The organism is Pseudoalteromonas sp. 31A1, assembly GCF_011378815.1.
Lineage (GTDB): Bacteria > Pseudomonadota > Gammaproteobacteria > Enterobacterales > Alteromonadaceae > Pseudoalteromonas > Pseudoalteromonas arctica.
Map to the genome: position 1 here is coordinate 48,425 of NZ_WTKY01000019.1, position 15,262 is coordinate 63,686.

13 protein-coding genes are annotated in these 15,262 nt (G+C 40.3%); 9 read left to right on the forward strand and 4 right to left on the reverse strand.

Features of this window, described 5'->3' with window-relative positions:
- Nucleotides 1-12: 12 nt before the first annotated feature.
- Nucleotides 13-2,055, reverse strand: a complete 2,043-nt coding sequence (locus tag GQR52_RS16060) for a glycoside hydrolase family 97 protein (RefSeq protein WP_165729080.1) — start codon at nucleotides 2,053-2,055, stop codon at nucleotides 13-15.
- 158 nt (nucleotides 2,056-2,213) lie between these two features.
- Here GQR52_RS16060 and GQR52_RS16065 point away from each other — a divergent pair, with 158 nt between their 5' ends.
- Nucleotides 2,214-2,837, forward strand: coding sequence for a plastocyanin (locus tag GQR52_RS16065; RefSeq protein WP_024594281.1), 624 nt, complete (start codon nucleotides 2,214-2,216; stop codon nucleotides 2,835-2,837).
- A complete protein-coding gene (locus GQR52_RS16070) occupies nucleotides 2,827-4,059 on the forward strand; it encodes a hypothetical protein (protein WP_024594280.1) in 1,233 nt (410 codons plus the stop codon). Before GQR52_RS16065 ends, GQR52_RS16070 begins: the two co-directional genes overlap by 11 nt.
- A 59-nt stretch (nucleotides 4,060-4,118) precedes the next feature.
- On the opposite strand, the gene speE is transcribed toward GQR52_RS16070, so the two are convergent.
- Nucleotides 4,119-4,982: a polyamine aminopropyltransferase gene (gene speE / locus GQR52_RS16075; protein ID WP_010554937.1), complete on the reverse strand. Its 864-nt coding sequence runs from the start codon at nucleotides 4,980-4,982 to the stop codon at nucleotides 4,119-4,121.
- 198 nt (nucleotides 4,983-5,180) lie between these two features.
- On the opposite strand from speE, the gene speA reads away from it, so the two are divergent.
- From speA to GQR52_RS16095, 4 genes are read left to right on the forward strand one after another with little or no spacing between them, the layout of a single operon-like run.
- On the forward strand, nucleotides 5,181-7,061 hold the full coding sequence (gene speA / locus GQR52_RS16080; RefSeq protein WP_007584591.1) for a biosynthetic arginine decarboxylase: 1,881 nt from the start codon (nucleotides 5,181-5,183) through the stop codon (nucleotides 7,059-7,061).
- Nucleotides 7,062-7,121: 60 nt separating this feature from the next.
- Complete coding sequence (locus tag GQR52_RS16085; RefSeq protein WP_024594279.1) at nucleotides 7,122-8,000, forward strand: acyltransferase; 879 nt, start codon at nucleotides 7,122-7,124, stop codon at nucleotides 7,998-8,000.
- Nucleotides 8,001-8,025: 25 nt separating this feature from the next.
- Nucleotides 8,026-8,946: an acetyltransferase gene (locus tag GQR52_RS16090; RefSeq protein ID WP_165729081.1), complete on the forward strand. Its 921-nt coding sequence runs from the start codon at nucleotides 8,026-8,028 to the stop codon at nucleotides 8,944-8,946.
- A complete protein-coding gene (locus GQR52_RS16095) occupies nucleotides 8,943-10,202 on the forward strand; it encodes a mechanosensitive ion channel domain-containing protein (RefSeq protein WP_024594278.1) in 1,260 nt (419 codons plus the stop codon). Before GQR52_RS16090 ends, GQR52_RS16095 begins: the two co-directional genes overlap by 4 nt.
- On the opposite strand, the gene chrA is transcribed toward GQR52_RS16095, so the two are convergent.
- Nucleotides 10,159-11,313: a chromate efflux transporter gene (gene chrA / locus GQR52_RS16100; protein ID WP_010554934.1), complete on the reverse strand. Its 1,155-nt coding sequence runs from the start codon at nucleotides 11,311-11,313 to the stop codon at nucleotides 10,159-10,161. The two genes, GQR52_RS16095 and chrA, sit on opposite strands and share 44 nt — an antisense overlap.
- Before the next feature lie 190 nt (nucleotides 11,314-11,503).
- Here chrA and GQR52_RS16105 point away from each other — a divergent pair, with 190 nt between their 5' ends.
- Nucleotides 11,504-12,136, forward strand: a complete 633-nt coding sequence (locus GQR52_RS16105) for an OmpA family protein (protein WP_165729082.1) — start codon at nucleotides 11,504-11,506, stop codon at nucleotides 12,134-12,136.
- A gap of 44 nt (nucleotides 12,137-12,180) precedes the next feature.
- On the opposite strand, the gene GQR52_RS16110 is transcribed toward GQR52_RS16105, so the two are convergent.
- Nucleotides 12,181-13,959, reverse strand: coding sequence for an ABC transporter transmembrane domain-containing protein (locus tag GQR52_RS16110; protein WP_165729083.1), 1,779 nt, complete (start codon nucleotides 13,957-13,959; stop codon nucleotides 12,181-12,183).
- A gap of 88 nt (nucleotides 13,960-14,047) precedes the next feature.
- Here GQR52_RS16110 and GQR52_RS16115 point away from each other — a divergent pair, with 88 nt between their 5' ends.
- Both GQR52_RS16115 and GQR52_RS16120 read left to right on the forward strand, forming a co-directional pair.
- The gene (locus tag GQR52_RS16115) at nucleotides 14,048-14,446 is read left to right on the forward strand and encodes a DUF3224 domain-containing protein (protein WP_165729084.1); all 399 of its coding nucleotides are present in this window, start codon (nucleotides 14,048-14,050) and stop codon (nucleotides 14,444-14,446) included.
- A 181-nt stretch (nucleotides 14,447-14,627) separates the two neighbouring features.
- Nucleotides 14,628-15,245 (forward strand): LysE family translocator, encoded by a 618-nt coding sequence (locus GQR52_RS16120; protein WP_165729085.1) that lies wholly within the window; start codon nucleotides 14,628-14,630, stop codon nucleotides 15,243-15,245.
- Nucleotides 15,246-15,262: the final 17 nt, after the last annotated feature.

The window sequence follows — 15,262 nt, forward strand, 5'->3', positions numbered from 1 at the left end:
TTAATTTCTATTTTAAAGTGCTTTAAAACGAATAGCTGTACCGCCACTAGTGGCTAATTTAAGTATTAGTTTATCGCTTGCAGTTACAACACGTTTTTCGATAGCTAGATCGTACGGATTGTTTTTCCACTCTGCGCTTTTACCATCTTTATAAATTTGTGCTTCAAACTTTTTGCCTTGCTCTAAAAAGTCGAGTTTTACCTCAACAGTTCTGGCTTTTTCGTCAGTAATAGCACCTAGGTACCAATCATTTCCTGAGTATTTAGTGCTTTTACGTTCTTTACGAGCGAATACAATAAAGTCGCCTACTTCACCATCAATAGCAATACTTTGCTGCCAATCTGTTGGTACGTCTTGAATGAATTGAAACGCATCGGGCTTAGCCAAATAGTTTTTAGGTAAGTCGGCAGCCATTTGAATTGGGCTATACAAAACAACATAAAGTGCGAGTTGTTTGGCGAGTGTGGTTTGTGGGCGGTTTGTATCGCCTCCTAAACCATTAAAGCTCATATCAAAAATACCTGGCGTAAAGTCCATTGGTCCTGCAAGCATGCGGGTAAAAGCAAGCATTGGTACATGCTCTGGTGGGTTAGGTGGTGAACCCCATGCATTATACTCTTGTCCGCGTGCGCCTTCGCGCGCAATCCAGTTTGGATAAGTACGGCGCAGGCCTGTATCTTTAATTGGCTCGTGAGTATTAATGCTAATTTTATGCTTAGCCGCAAGTTTTACGTTATAAAGGTATTCGTTAACCATAAACTGGCCGTCATGCCATTCGTGGCGAGCAATACCGTTTTTGTCTATACGTTTTATATTTCCGCCATCGGCTACATAACCTGTTTTTACTTGGCTTACGTTTGATTTTTCGTAAAGGGCAAAAGCATCTTCCATTTGGTCACGGTAGTTGCTTACATTGCCTGATGTTTCATGGTGGCCAATGAGCTGTACGCCTTTTTCTTTGCCGTATTGAGTCAGTGCTGCTATATCAAAGTCGTCGTACGGTTTGGTAAAGTTAAATACATCGCCATTAAAATACCAATCGCCATCCCAACCAATATTCCAGCCTTCAACGAGTACGCCATCAAAACCATACTGCGCTGCAAAATCCATATAGTATTTTGTGGTTTGCGTAGTGGCGCCGTGTTTTTTACCGCTACCCCAAGTTTGCGTGTTTATATGCATACCCCACCAAATACCCACGTATTTGCCAGGCTTAGCCCACGACACGTCACCGAGTTTATTAGGCTCGTTTAGGTTTAGTATTATATCTGAATTAACTAAGCCAACAGCGCTGTCGGCTATTTGAATGGTGCGCCATGGTGTTTTAAAAGCACCTTGTTTTTTAACTGCAACACCATCTGACCACGGTGTTAAATCGGCAGTGAACGTACCAGAGCGGCGTTGATTAAGCACCATGCCTGCGTAATCAACAAGTGCGGCTTCATGAATACTAATATGAGTACCGTCACTTGTTTTAAACGTAAATGGTGTGTGAGCTAGTGGAGCTTCGTTAAGTGGAGTAGTGTTGTAAACATATTCGTAGCGGTTCCAGCCACGAGCAGGTATCCACCATGCTGTTGCATCATGGCTATTGTTTATTGCAAATTCAGTCAACTCTTTGGTTATTTCTGTATGTTCGAACCCGGCTTGTTGTGGTACTTCGTATCGAAAACCTACACCACTATCAAATGCTTTAAATCGAATAGTGTAGGTACCTTTATTTGGCTCGTTTTTTGTAAAGGTAACGGCTACTTCGTTATATTCGTCAATAACGTTTTGGCGTTCGCCCCAAGGTTGTTGCCACTGCGAGTTAACGCTTTGTTGTTCAATGCTTTTAATTTTAAAGCCGTCGCTAAAAGCTGCTTGTGTTTTAAATTCAAACCCCAGTAAAGATTTGTTTATAACCGCTTTGTTTTTAAATTTTATAGCGTAGCTTGGCGTGTTGTTTTCGTCAGAGATGCTTACTGTTATTTGTGTGTCTGGCGATTTTAGCTCTACGGTTTGTCCGTAGCTATTACTAGCAAAGGCTAAAAGCACAAGTGCTGGTATTCTCATGGTATGTCCTTAGATGAGTCGGTGGTGACATCTAAGGATAATGACTGTTGATGATTAATACGACTGCTTACATACGTATTCAATGTTTTAAAAAATAGAAAGAATTTGGTGGCTTAATCGGTCTATAATGTAAACAAATTGATAATAGCGACAAGAAAATGATAAAAAGCTTACTTTATGTATTTTTACTAAGTGTTAGTACTGGAGTTTTTGCAGCAAATATTACAATTAAAAATGCTAATAATGACCCATTACCTAATGCTGTTGTATGGCTAACTGCAGGAGGCCCCTCTAGCGTTATTCCTCCAGAAGCACCTTATGCGATGACCCAGCAAAATCGAGAATTTAAGCCGCGTATTTTAGTTGTCCCACAAAATGCAAAGGTAGAGTTTCCGAATGCGGACTCAATCATGCATCATGTTTATTCATTTTCTAAAGCTAAAACATTTGAATTAAAGCTATATAAGGAGCATCCAAAAGCGCCCATTACTTTTGATCAAACGGGTGTTGTTGAGCTTGGCTGTAATATTCATGATTGGATGTTAGGTTATATTGTAGTGGTAGATAGCACTATTTTTGCAATCACTGATGAAAGCGGGAATGTTGATTTAAATGCCAATTCAGGCGAATACACGTTAAGTGTTTGGCATTCTGGGTTTAGTGATATTAGTAAGGTTGAATCTCAAACTATTACTGTGGCTACTAACCCTATCACTTATAAAGTAAAGCAGGAAATTGCGGAGCAAATTGATTTTGCTACGGATGAATTTGATGACTATTAATCGCTTAATAAGGCTGGCATTTGTAGCCGGTGCTTTATGTTTTAGTAATGCATTGTATGCACAAGTAAAAGGCTTGATACAAATTAGAGCCGTGCAGGGGGACGATATACGTAGCTTCCAAGAGGGCGGTCTTGGGCTATATCGGCACGATACTAAAAGCGACGAACTTATTTTATCCCAAGGTATTTTAGATTTTAATGTTGATTTAGCATCTAGTTGGTCGGCTCATGGGGTGTTAAATGCGAATCAAGATCCTGACGTTGGCCTTGGTTTTACGCAGGCTTATATAAAGTATCAGCCGCTATCTAACAGCAACTATAAATGGCACATGCGCGTGGGGGGTTTTTACCCACTTATGTCGCTTGAAAATCCTGATATAGGGTGGACTTCTCCTTATAACTATACAAACTCAGCTATTAATAGCTGGATAGGCGAGGAAGTACGCACTGTTGGCGCAGAGGTAACTATTAAGCGCCCAGCAAAACGTTTTAACAGCGCTCATAGCTTTAGTTTTGTAGGTGCTACATTTAAAGGCAATGATCCTGCCGGTACTTTACTTGCGTGGCGTGGTTTTGCATTACACGATAGACAAACTACATTTAACGAAAGTATTAAATTTGCGCCTATAGCGGCATTAAATGCATACGAATTACGTTGGCAGGCTAATCAGGTTTTACCGTTTGAAGAAGTAGACGGTCGTTTTGGCTATTACGCTGGCGTACATTGGGATTACTTAAAAAAATCACAATTTCGAATTTATTATTACAACAATAATGGCGACCCAACCACACTTAATATTAGTACAGGGCAGTATGCTTGGGATACTCGCTTTACAAGCGCCGCTTGGCTTTATAAGTTTAATAGTAAAACACGTTTAATAGCACAGGTACTTAATGGTAAAACTGAAATGGGCAGTAACGCATTAATTGATAATGCTTTTTATAGCCATTATTTAATGCTGAGCCATAAAGAAGGCAAACATCGAGTTTCAGTACGTTATGATTATTTTAAAGTTACTGACAACGACACAACCGCGTTTGACCCTAATGCAAGTAATGGGGAAGGCTTAACCGCAACATGGCGCTACCAGCTCACTAATAAACTACAAATAGGGGTTGAAGGTTCTGCACTTAAAAGTGTTGCAAAAAATAGAGAGCCAATTGGATTTAATGAACGAATCTCGCAGCAGCAAATAATGCTAAATGCGCAATGGCGTTTTTAAAAGCATAAAAAAGGGAGCATTTAAATGCTCCCTTTTTAGTTTAATAAAATTGGTATAGATTATTTTTTATCGAATGCGCGTTTCATGTAGTTAGGTGTAGCGAGTGCGCCATGATGAATACCGCTATTGTAGTATTCACTGTGCTCGGCTATTTGTGCCGCGCCATCTTCTCTAAAGCCGTCAAATGCTTGTGATTTACGTGCAAGTGTTACTGACCATAAACCGCTTGGGTAAATTGGTTGTGGAAATGGTAATGTTTGTAAATCGTTAAAGCCTACGCTTAACATTGCTTCGCGCATTTCAACTAATAGTGGCATGTGCATAAGTGGTGATTCACTTTGTTGTACTAAAATACCACCTGGGCGCAGTGCATCTAAACAGCTTGTGTAAAACGCATGGTTAAATAAACCCTCACCTGGACCTACCGGATCTGTGCCATCAACAATCACTACGTCGATAGATTCGCCAGCGGCTTCGCGCATGTATTTAATACCGTCGTCAAACATAACAGTTGCACGGGCGTCGTTATTAGATTCACAAAGCTCTGGGAAGTATTTTAACGACATTTGCGTTACTACTTCGTCGATATCTATTTGCGTTACAGTTTCTACGCCTGGGTGTTTTAATACTTCGCGTAAAGTACCGCAGTCGCCGCCGCCAATAATAACGACGTTTTTAGGGTTTGGATGCGCTAAAAGTGCAGGGTGGCTGATCATCTCATGATAAAAGAAGTTTTCGCGGGTTGTTACCATAGTACACCCGTCGATGATCATTAAATTACCAAAGTCTGTGGTTTCAAACATTTCTACCTTTTGAAAAGGAGACTGTTTTTCATCTAACTTTTTATTAATACGTAATGAAAATGCGCTGCCATCGCGGTCGCTAATTTCAGTAAACCACTTACTTTGATCTAAATTTGCCATAGTTACTATTACACTTTTTAGGTTGAGTATGAAAAAGGGGCAATTCTGCCAGTGCTTGGCGTTTTGCTCAATGACATTTTAACTGATTTGACGAATAAAGTTAGTTAGGAGTGAGTGAAAGTTCAATTTTTGTTAGCCTAGTGGATAGTGACGTATTAAAATGCGCCTTTATACCTAATTGACTAAAGAAGAGTTGCCATGACCTGGGGTTTAGAAACAGCACGCGCCACTTATAACGTTGCTCATTGGAGTGATGGTTATTTTGATATTAACGCACAAGGCGAACTGGTGGCTTACCCAGATGGCGACCAAACAAAACCGGCCATTTCTTTAACGCAATTAACTGAGCAGTTTAAGCAACAAGGTTTAACGTTGCCGGTTTTAGTACGCTTTACCGATATTTTAAAAAATCGTGTAGACACCCTTACTAACGCGTTTACGCAGGCGCGAGCAAATCGCGAATATAACGGAAAATACACCTGTGTTTACCCAATTAAAGTAAATCAACAACGTTCTGTAGTAAGTAAACTATTAGCGCATCCAAGCGGGCTTGTTGGCCTAGAAGCAGGCTCAAAGCCAGAACTTATGGCTATTTTGGGTGTAGCAAAAGAGCCAATCACAATAGTGTGTAACGGCTATAAAGACAGTGAGTTTTTACGCTTAGCGTGTATTGGTCAAGCAATGGGCCACAGCGTAAAAATTGTGGTAGAAAAGCTTTCAGAACTGACCACACTACTTGAAGAAATAGACAACCTAGGCATTGAACCGGCTATTGGTATTCGCATTCGCCTAAACTCAGTAGGCAAAGGCAAGTGGCAAAACACGGGCGGCGAAAAAGGCAAGTTTGGTTTAACAGCAGGCCAAGTACTAAGTGCTGTTGAAGTGCTTAAAAAGCATAATAAGCTGCACTTAATGCAAATGGTGCATTTTCATATTGGTTCTCAAATTGCCAATATTCGTGATATTCACCGTGCTTTGCGTGAATGTGCGCGTCACTTTGCTGAGCTTACACAATTAAACGTACCGTTAAATACCGTTGATGTGGGCGGCGGCTTAGGTGTTGATTACGAGGGCTCTGGCTCGCGTAGTGCATGTTCAATGAATTACACCGTAGAAGAGTACGCGCGTAACGTAGTGAATGCATTTGCAGAAGTGTGCGATCAGCATAACCTTACGCATCCTGCCATTATCACCGAATCGGGGCGTGCTTTAACTGCTCACCATGCGGTATTAATTACCGATGTAATTGACGTAGAAAAAGCGCCTAATCATTTAAATCCAGAGCCACCGCTTGAAAATAGCGCATTAGTGCTTGATGAAATGTGGCAGTGTTTACAGCGTTTAAACCCGCGTATGGCATTAGAAATTTATCACGACGCTATGCACTTATTTAGCGAAGCGCACGATCAGTACGTGCATGGCTTAGTAAGCATGCTAGAGTGGGCGAAAATAGAGCAGCTTTACTTTACTATTTTACATCGTGTACGTGCATCGCTTAGTAATAACGCGCGCGCGCATCGTGAAGTACTCGACGATTTAAATGAAAAGCTTGCTGATAAACTCTTTGTTAACTTTTCATTATTTCAGTCGTTGCCTGATGTATGGGGTATTCAGCAGTTGTTTCCTGTTATGCCAATCGAAAACTTAACTCAGCCACTGACTCAGCGCGCGATTATTCAAGATATTACCTGCGATTCTGACGGGCAAATTCGCGAATACGTTGAAGGCGCTGGTATCGAAACCAGCCTACCAATACCAGAATATAAGCATGGCGAGCAATACCACATTGCTATGTTTATGGTAGGCGCGTATCAAGAGATTCTAGGTGATTTACATAACCTATTTGGTGACACTGATTCGGTGCACGTAGAGCTTAACGACGACGGCTACGTGTTAACCAATGCTATAAAAGGTGATAGCGTTAAGGATGTATTAAAGTTTGTTGACTATGATAGCGCCATTTTAGCTGACAACTTTGCGTACCAAGTTAATAAACTTGATGTATCGACGCAGTGTAAAGAAGGTTATTTAGCTGAGCTTAATGCAGGCCTTGAAGGCTATACCTATTTTGAAGATTAATTTGTAAGCAACTGAAAGCGCAGTATTAGTGGCTGCGCAATGTTTAAAGGAATGGAAGTAATGTCAGTTATTCGCAGTGTATTTAGTATTATTTTTTACACAATAAACACACTTTTTTGGTTTGTGCCTATTTTTGTTTGTGGGCTTATAAAGCTTATCCCTATTAAGCCTCTACAAAAGCTTATGAGCTGGGCAGCTAAGCAATTTGCAACTATTTGGGTTACCTTTAATAGCTTAAATCAAGCGTTATTCACGCCAACTAAACTTAATGTAACTGGCCTTGAAGACCTTAAATTAAAAGATTGGTACCTAGTAATTGCAAATCACCAAAGCTGGGTCGATATTTTAGTATTACAGCGCGTGTTTAATCGTAAAATTCCATTTTTAAACTTCTTTTTGAAAAAAGAGCTTATTTACGTGCCTATTTTAGGTTTATGTTGGTGGGCGCTTGATTTTCCGTTTATGACTCGCACGAGTAAAAGCCAATTAAAAAAGAATCCAAAGCTGCGTGGCAAAGATTTAGAAACCACACGTAAAGCCTGCGAAAAATTTAAAGAGATGCCTGTAAGTGTGGTTAACTTTGTAGAAGGCACTCGTTTTACTACGCAAAAGCATGAGCGCCAAAATAGCCCGTTCCCACATTTATTAAAACCAAAAGCGGGCGGTATTGCTTTTGTAATGCAAGCAATGGGCGAGCAAATTACTAAAGTGGTTAACGTTACCATTCAGTACCCAGATGGTATTCCTACTTTTATGGATTTTGCTGGTGGTAAGGTAAAAAATATCAACGTACACGTGGAAGTAAGGCCGGTAAGCGAAGAGCTTATTGGTGACTACACCGGTGATTCTGAATTTAGAGTTCGCTTTCAAAGCGAGTTAAACCGCTTATGGGAAAACAAAGAGCAAACACTACAATCGCTCGAAAAAACCCATAAGTAAAAGGTAAAAATATGAGCTTACAGTTATGCTAAAAAAGTGGTTACCAAATTGGCTTAACGGCTTAATTGTAGGCTGCGTATTGTTTTCTAACATGATACTTTTTGGCTCGCTAGTATTTGTACTGGGCCTTATTAAGTTATTACTGCCTTTGCCTGTGGTTAACTCTATATTACACAGCGCTTACCGAGGTTGGTGTAACGGCAACCGTTTAGGGCTTTGGTTAGGTTGCCCTAACATTGTGGTTGATATAAGTGGCGACTTAAACTCAAAAAGTTGGTATTTACTTATTTGTAACCACGCGAGTTGGTTAGATATAACTGTACTTAGCTCATTACATGCATTGCCTGCCCCTAAGTTCTTTTTAAAAGACGGGTTAAAGTACATGCCTTTTATTGGCACTGGTGCGTGGGCTATGGGTATGCCGTTTATGAAACGGGTAAGCAAAGCGCAGCTTGCTAAAAATCCAAAGTTGAAAGGGTTGGATGTAGAGCGCACGAAGCGTAGCTGTCGTAATTTTCGTCATCATCCTACTACCATCATTAATTTTGTTGAAGGTACACGCTATACGCCAGCCAAACATAATCTGCAACAAAGTCCTTTTAAGCATTTATTAAAGCCCAAAGCGGGTGGCATTGCTTTTGCGCTTGAAGTATTAGCCGATCAATTTGATGCCATGCTTAATACAAGTTTAGTATACAGCGGTAAGACAGATCACGTTTGTCGTAACTTGCTAAAAGGTGAGCTAGATTCTATTTATGTTTCAATAGACGTAACGCCCATTAATGACAATATGCAGGGCAGCTATCAAAGCGATGACGTATTTAAAGTTAATTTTCAATATTATGTGAATGAGCTATGGGTTGCTAAAGATCAGCAGCTTGCCGACATTTATGCTCAACAAGATTTACCTGAACCACAAATCAGTAAGGAAATTGAAACACTATGACCAACACCCATCTTCAGGAATTAATTGCTCCTTGGTTTGAAAAAGTACCCGACGCGGATTTTCTTAGCTCAATTACCGCAGTCTCAATAGGGATATTTTCTTTATTAATTGTTTACTTATTTACTCGTAGATTAATGTTACCTGGCATTCAAAAAATAGTGACGAGGCTTTCTCCTGAGCGAATTGGTGCGCTTTCTCCTATGCTTAATAAGCTAAATAAACGTATTGCCGGAATGCTGTGCTGCGTATTGTTTTTAGCTACGTTTGATAGCGTATACCCAGTTAATGAAATTGCAGGAGAAATACTAAAAACAATAGGACAAGCTTTGCTTATTATTTATGCGGGTTTTATTTTTAGTAGTATTGTGAGCATTGCGGGTACTATTTATAACCAGTTAGAGTTTGCACGCGAAGTCCCTATTCAGGGCTTAATTCAGGTTGTTAAGCTAATAACCTTTATTGTGTGTGCAATTTTAATTGTGAGCATTTTTCTTGAGAAGTCACCTACTTATATTCTCTCTGGCTTTGGTGCTATTGCTGCCGTTACGTTATTAGTATTTAAAGACACTATTTTAGGCTTTGTAGCCAGTATTCAAATAGCAGCAAATCGCCTAGTAACCTATGGTGATTGGATTCAAGTAGAAAATTACGGCGCCGATGGCGAAGTAATTGATTTGGGTTTAAACACTGTAAAGGTACGTAACTGGGATAACACCATAACAACTATTCCAACTTATATGCTGGTAGCGGGTTCATTTAAAAACTGGCGCGGCATGCAAGAGTCGGGCGGTAGACGTATTAAACGTTCACTCAATATTGATATGCACAGTATTTGTTTAGTGGGTGATGAGTTTAGAAAACAAATTGATGCGGCTATTCCGCTGCACGACTATATTCGAGTGACGACATTACCTGCTCAGGTTTCTAATTTAGGGTTATTTCGTCGCTATGCTGAAGGCTATTTAAAACAGCACAGTAAAATTAATACGTCGCTTACGTTAATGGTACGAGAGCTACAACCACTAAACCATGGTTTACCTATTGAGTTTTATTGCTTTAGTGAAGACAAACGCTGGATTTCGTACGAGCATTTACAAGCCGAAATAATGGACCATTTACTTGCGGTATTACCCGTGTTTGGGCTTAGAGCGTATCAAAGTGTAAGTGGGCAATTAAGCCCACCTAACGAGCAACAAACAGATAAGCCAACATTTAGAGTGATGGCAAATAGTGCTGTAAAAGACCCACAGCAATAAATAAAGCTAAGAGCCACCAAATAGGTGGCTTTTTAAATCGCAGCCATGCAAATGTAATTATTACTAACGCAACTTGCCAAAGGTTATGCACCGCTGATGTCCAAATTGGCGAATACAGTGCAGCCGCTAAAAAACCTACTACCGCGGCATTAAGCGCCGCTATTGAGCTTGCAAAACGTGGCTTACTTGCCAAGTTAATCCAGCTCTTTTGGAATGCGAGTATAAGTAAAAAACCAGGCATAAATATAAGCAGTGTAGCTATAAGAGCACCCACTAAAGGTTGTTCTGTAGTAAGTTGTGCGCCTAAGTAAGTAGCAATAGTAAACATAGGCCCAGGCACTGCTTGTGCACTCGCGTAAGCACTTAAAAACTGATCATCACTCAATGCTGGTACGCCAGCTTGAAGTACCGGCAGTACTACGTGTCCGCCGCCGAACACCATTGCACCTGCCTGGTAAAAAGGGGCAAACAAAGCAAACTCATGTCCTAGTGGAATAAAGCTCACACCAAGTAAGAGCGCAAATAACCCCAGTGCAATCCAATTAATATTACTTTTTGTACTGCTAACATTTTCTGTGGCTGTACCCAGTTTTAATAAAGGCCATATAGCACCTATTGTTGCAGCGGTTATTAAAATAGCGATTTGAGTTCCCATCATTGGAAATAACACCAAAGCAAGTGTACTCATTACAGCAAGTAACTTAAGCGCAGCACTTGTACAAAAGCTTTTAGCCATACTAAGTGTTGCATCAGCAACTATAACAACGGCAAATAACTTTAAGCCTGCAATAATGGCAAAGTAAACAGCGTCAAACTGATGAGCACTCACCGCAAGCAGCACCATTATTAAAAACGAAGGCAGAGTAAAACCTACAAAAGCAGCTATACCACCCAGTACTCCAGCACGCTCAACACCAATAGCAAAACTAACTTGGCTAGAGCCAGGCCCCGGCAGCGCTTGGCTTAAACTAATAAGTTGTGCGTAACGCGTGTTAGTTAACCAATTTAACGAGTCTACAAAGTGGCGTTTAAAATAACCTAAATGCGCAGCAGGGCCGCCAAAGCTCATACACCCTAGTAAAAAAAACTGTCTAAAAATAGCAATTAACATTGCGCCAATATCCTTTGTAAAATTCATTAAATTGTCACAGCGTAGTATGACATTTTTATTAAAATGACACATTAGTTTGAGGTCTGTTTAACAATCAAGCAAGATGCGTTGCTTTTAACACTCTCTTCATAGTTTGTTCATACATGTATTTGCATACTCTTGCTAAATTCTTAATGAATAGGGTATCACCATGACTTTAACTAAATCACTTTTAAGCGTAACCGTAGTAGCTGTATTACTTTCTGGTTGTGAAATGAATAACACAGGTAAAGGAGCCGCTATAGGCGCCGCAGCCGGAGGTGTATTAGGTAAGGCTACGGGTAATCATAAAGATAAACGTATTTTTATTGGTGCCGCTATTGGTGCACTGGCGGGCGCTGCTGTTGGCGACTACATGGATAAGCAAGAAGAAGCATTTCGTGATGAGTTAGCGGGTTCAGGTGTTGAAGTAGTGCGTGAAGGTGACAACTTACGTTTAGTAATGCCATCAAACATTACGTTTGCGACTGCTCAGTCTTATATTTCATCAGGCTTTAACGATACGTTAGATGCGATTGCTAAAGTAATGAACAAGTACGAAAAAACCTACCTTAGTGTGCAAGGGCATACTGACAGTACGGGTAAAGATAGCTTCAACATGAACCTATCGCGTGAACGCGCTCAAAGCGTTAAAAACTACTTAGTGAACCAACAAATTATGGCTACACGTGTTAGCACTATGGGCTATGGCGAAACACGGCCAATTGCAACTAATGATAGTGCAAATGGCCGTGCTCAAAACCGTCGCGTAGAAATTCAGATAGTGCCAAATACCGAAGGTTAGGGTTCTTGAACCTTGCAAATTTAACCTTGAAAGGTCAACAGACCCTAATCCTTATTAAACTGTAATTCACACAGTTTTTGATACAACGGGTTACTTGCTAACAACTCTTGGTGAGTACCCGTTGCTATGATTTCCCCATTTTCCATTACTACAATTACATCGGCATGTTTTACCGTTGCCAGCCTATGGGCAATTATTAACGTTGTTCTGTTTTGCATTAAATGCTCAAGTGCAGCTTGTACATGGTGTTCGCTTTGCGCATCCAGCGCGCTGGTGGCTTCATCAAGAAGAAGTATTTCAGGGTCTTTTAATATGGCACGTGCAAGCACAATACGCTGCTTCTGCCCACCCGATAACCTCACACCCTGCTCACCTAAAAAGCTGTTATAACCTTGCGGTAACTGTTTGATAAATTCATCGGCATGCGCATACTTTGCTGCGGCATATACTTGCTCGTCGGTTGCACTTGGGTTGCCATAACGAATGTTATGCATTACATCGGAGCTAAATAAAATAGGATTTTGCGCTACCATGCCCATTTTATTGCGCAGAGTATTAAGCGATAAATCTTTAATGTTTACATCTTTAAATTTAATGGCTCCGCTAGCTGGATCGTAGAAGCGTTGTAGTAATTCAAATAACGTTGTTTTACCTGCGCCAGAAGGGCCAACAATAGCCACCGTTTGGCCTTGATTTATATTTAGGTTTATTTTATTAAGTGCGCTTACGTCTGGGCGAGAGGGATAGTTAAAGCTTATATTTTCAAGCGTAATAGCAGGGCTGCTACTTTCTTGCAGTAAATTACTATCTTGTGGGTTTAGCGGGTTTTCTATTTCACTTTTAACAGCAAGTATCTCAAGTAATCTTGCCGCCGCGCCTGCTGCGCGTTGTAGCTCGCCATATACTTCAGCAACGGTTGCCACCGACATTGCAACCATAATAGCGTAAAACACAAATGCGCCTAGCTCGCCGCCGGTCATGGTACCTGCAAGTACGTCACTGCCACCTACCCATAACATAGCGCTAATGGCACTAAAGGTTAAAAAAATCACTACGGCTATTAAAAACGAACGCTGTTTAATGCGTTTTTTAGCTACGTTAAAGGCTTTTTCGGTCTCAAGTGCAAAGGCATGCTGCTCTTGTTCTTCATGGCTATAGCTTTGCACTACTTTAATATTTTGTATGATTTCTCCGGCATAGGTACTTATGTCGGCAATGGCATCTTGGCTAGAGCTTGCTAGTTTACGTACCTTGCGACCAAATATCATCATAGGAATAAGTACCAGTGGTACACAGGCTACAACCACTAAAGTGAGTTTTAAATTAGTAAACAACAACATAGCAAGTCCACCAATCAACATAAGTACACTGCGCAGCGCCATAGAAAAGGATGAACCAATAATTGATTGCAGTAATGTGGTGTCGGTGGTTAAACGCGACATAAGCTCGCCACTGCGGTTTTCTTCAAAGTAGCTAGGGTGTAGCGTAACAATACGATTAAACACGGCTTTTCGAATATCGTTACTTACTCGTTCACCAATCCACGACATTAAATAAAAACGGCTAAAAGTGCCTACTGCTAATAAGCTGATTAAACCAATGAGTACAAGTACAGCTTGTTGTAATTGCTCTTTGGAGCCTGCAATAAATCCATGATCAATAACAAATTTAACACCTTGGCCCAGTGACAAGTTAACACCCGCAGTTACTAATAACGCAGCTAGCGCGGCGACTACCATCCATTTATACGGTTTAATAAAAGCAAAAACAGGTAATAAGCTGCTAAAGGCGGCTTTTTCGGATGTAGATGTGTTTTTTGACATAGTGGATTCTTTTTAAAGGTTAAGGTATAGATATGGCATCATCGGATTAAAAATCAATAGTATTAAATATCATCAATAAGGAATAGCTATGACAACAAAAATAATAAGCGGTGAATTTACAGTGGCTTTAGCGCCTATTGAAGGTTATACCAAAGGTCAGCAAGGCATTAACTTAGGACGCATGTCGATTGATAAAACTTTTACTGGTGCGCTTAATGCTACCAGCCAAGGCGAAATGCTAAGCGCTATGACCCCTACGCAAGGTAGTGCCGGTTATGTTGCCATAGAGCAAGTGATAGGTGAGCTTGACGGCAAAAAAGGCAGTTTTGTATTGCAGCATTTTGGCACTATGGATAAAGGCCAAGACAGCCTAATTTTAAATGTAATCCCCGACTCAGGCACTAATGAGCTAGAAGGATTAACTGGCAGCATGAAAATACGTGTTGAGCAGGGCATTCACTATTACGATTTTGAATACAGCTTATAAAGTGGATAACAAACAATGCAAAAAATAGTAGAATTTAAAAAGCGTGGTTTTTAGTAACGACATTGATGTAAATGATTTAAATGAGAGCATATACCGCTAAAATCAAGAAGGTTGGAAAGTAATAAGGCCAAATAACGGCCTATATATTATTAATAGAAAACGATGAACTATAAGGACAAAAATGACATTAGCAGCATGGTTTAGTTTAGTACTTGTATGCATGATGGGTGCAATGTCGCCAGGCCCAAGCCTTGCAGTTGTACTAAAGCATACAATGAGTGGCGGAATGAAAAACGGTATGCTTGCTGCACTTAGCCATGGCGTGGGTGTTGGGCTTTATGCGGCCGCTTCGTTACTTGGTTTGGGGACATTGATGGCTCAATTTCCAACGGTATACCAAGTGCTTGTATATTTGGGTGCTGGATATTTAGCCTATTTAGGTTTAAAAATACTATTAGCAAAACCCAATAATGACGAACTGCAAGTACAAAAAAGCGAGGTAAGTGCAACTAAAGCGCTGCAAGATGGATTCGCCATTGCATTTTTAAACCCTAAATTAGCCATTTTCTTTTTAGCGTTGTTTTCGCAGTTTATAGACCCGCAAAATCTCACTTTAAGCATTGGCATTATTATGTGCTTAACCGTGTTTATAATTGATACAGGTTGGTATTTGCTAGTTGCAGTACTTACTGAGGTTTCAAAAAATCGCTTTGGTTTTACTAAGCAAAACCCATGGCTTGATAAAATACTGGGTGTTGTGTTTATTGCCCTTGCTATAAAAGTCGTTATTAGTTTGTAAGATTGAGTAGAGATTAT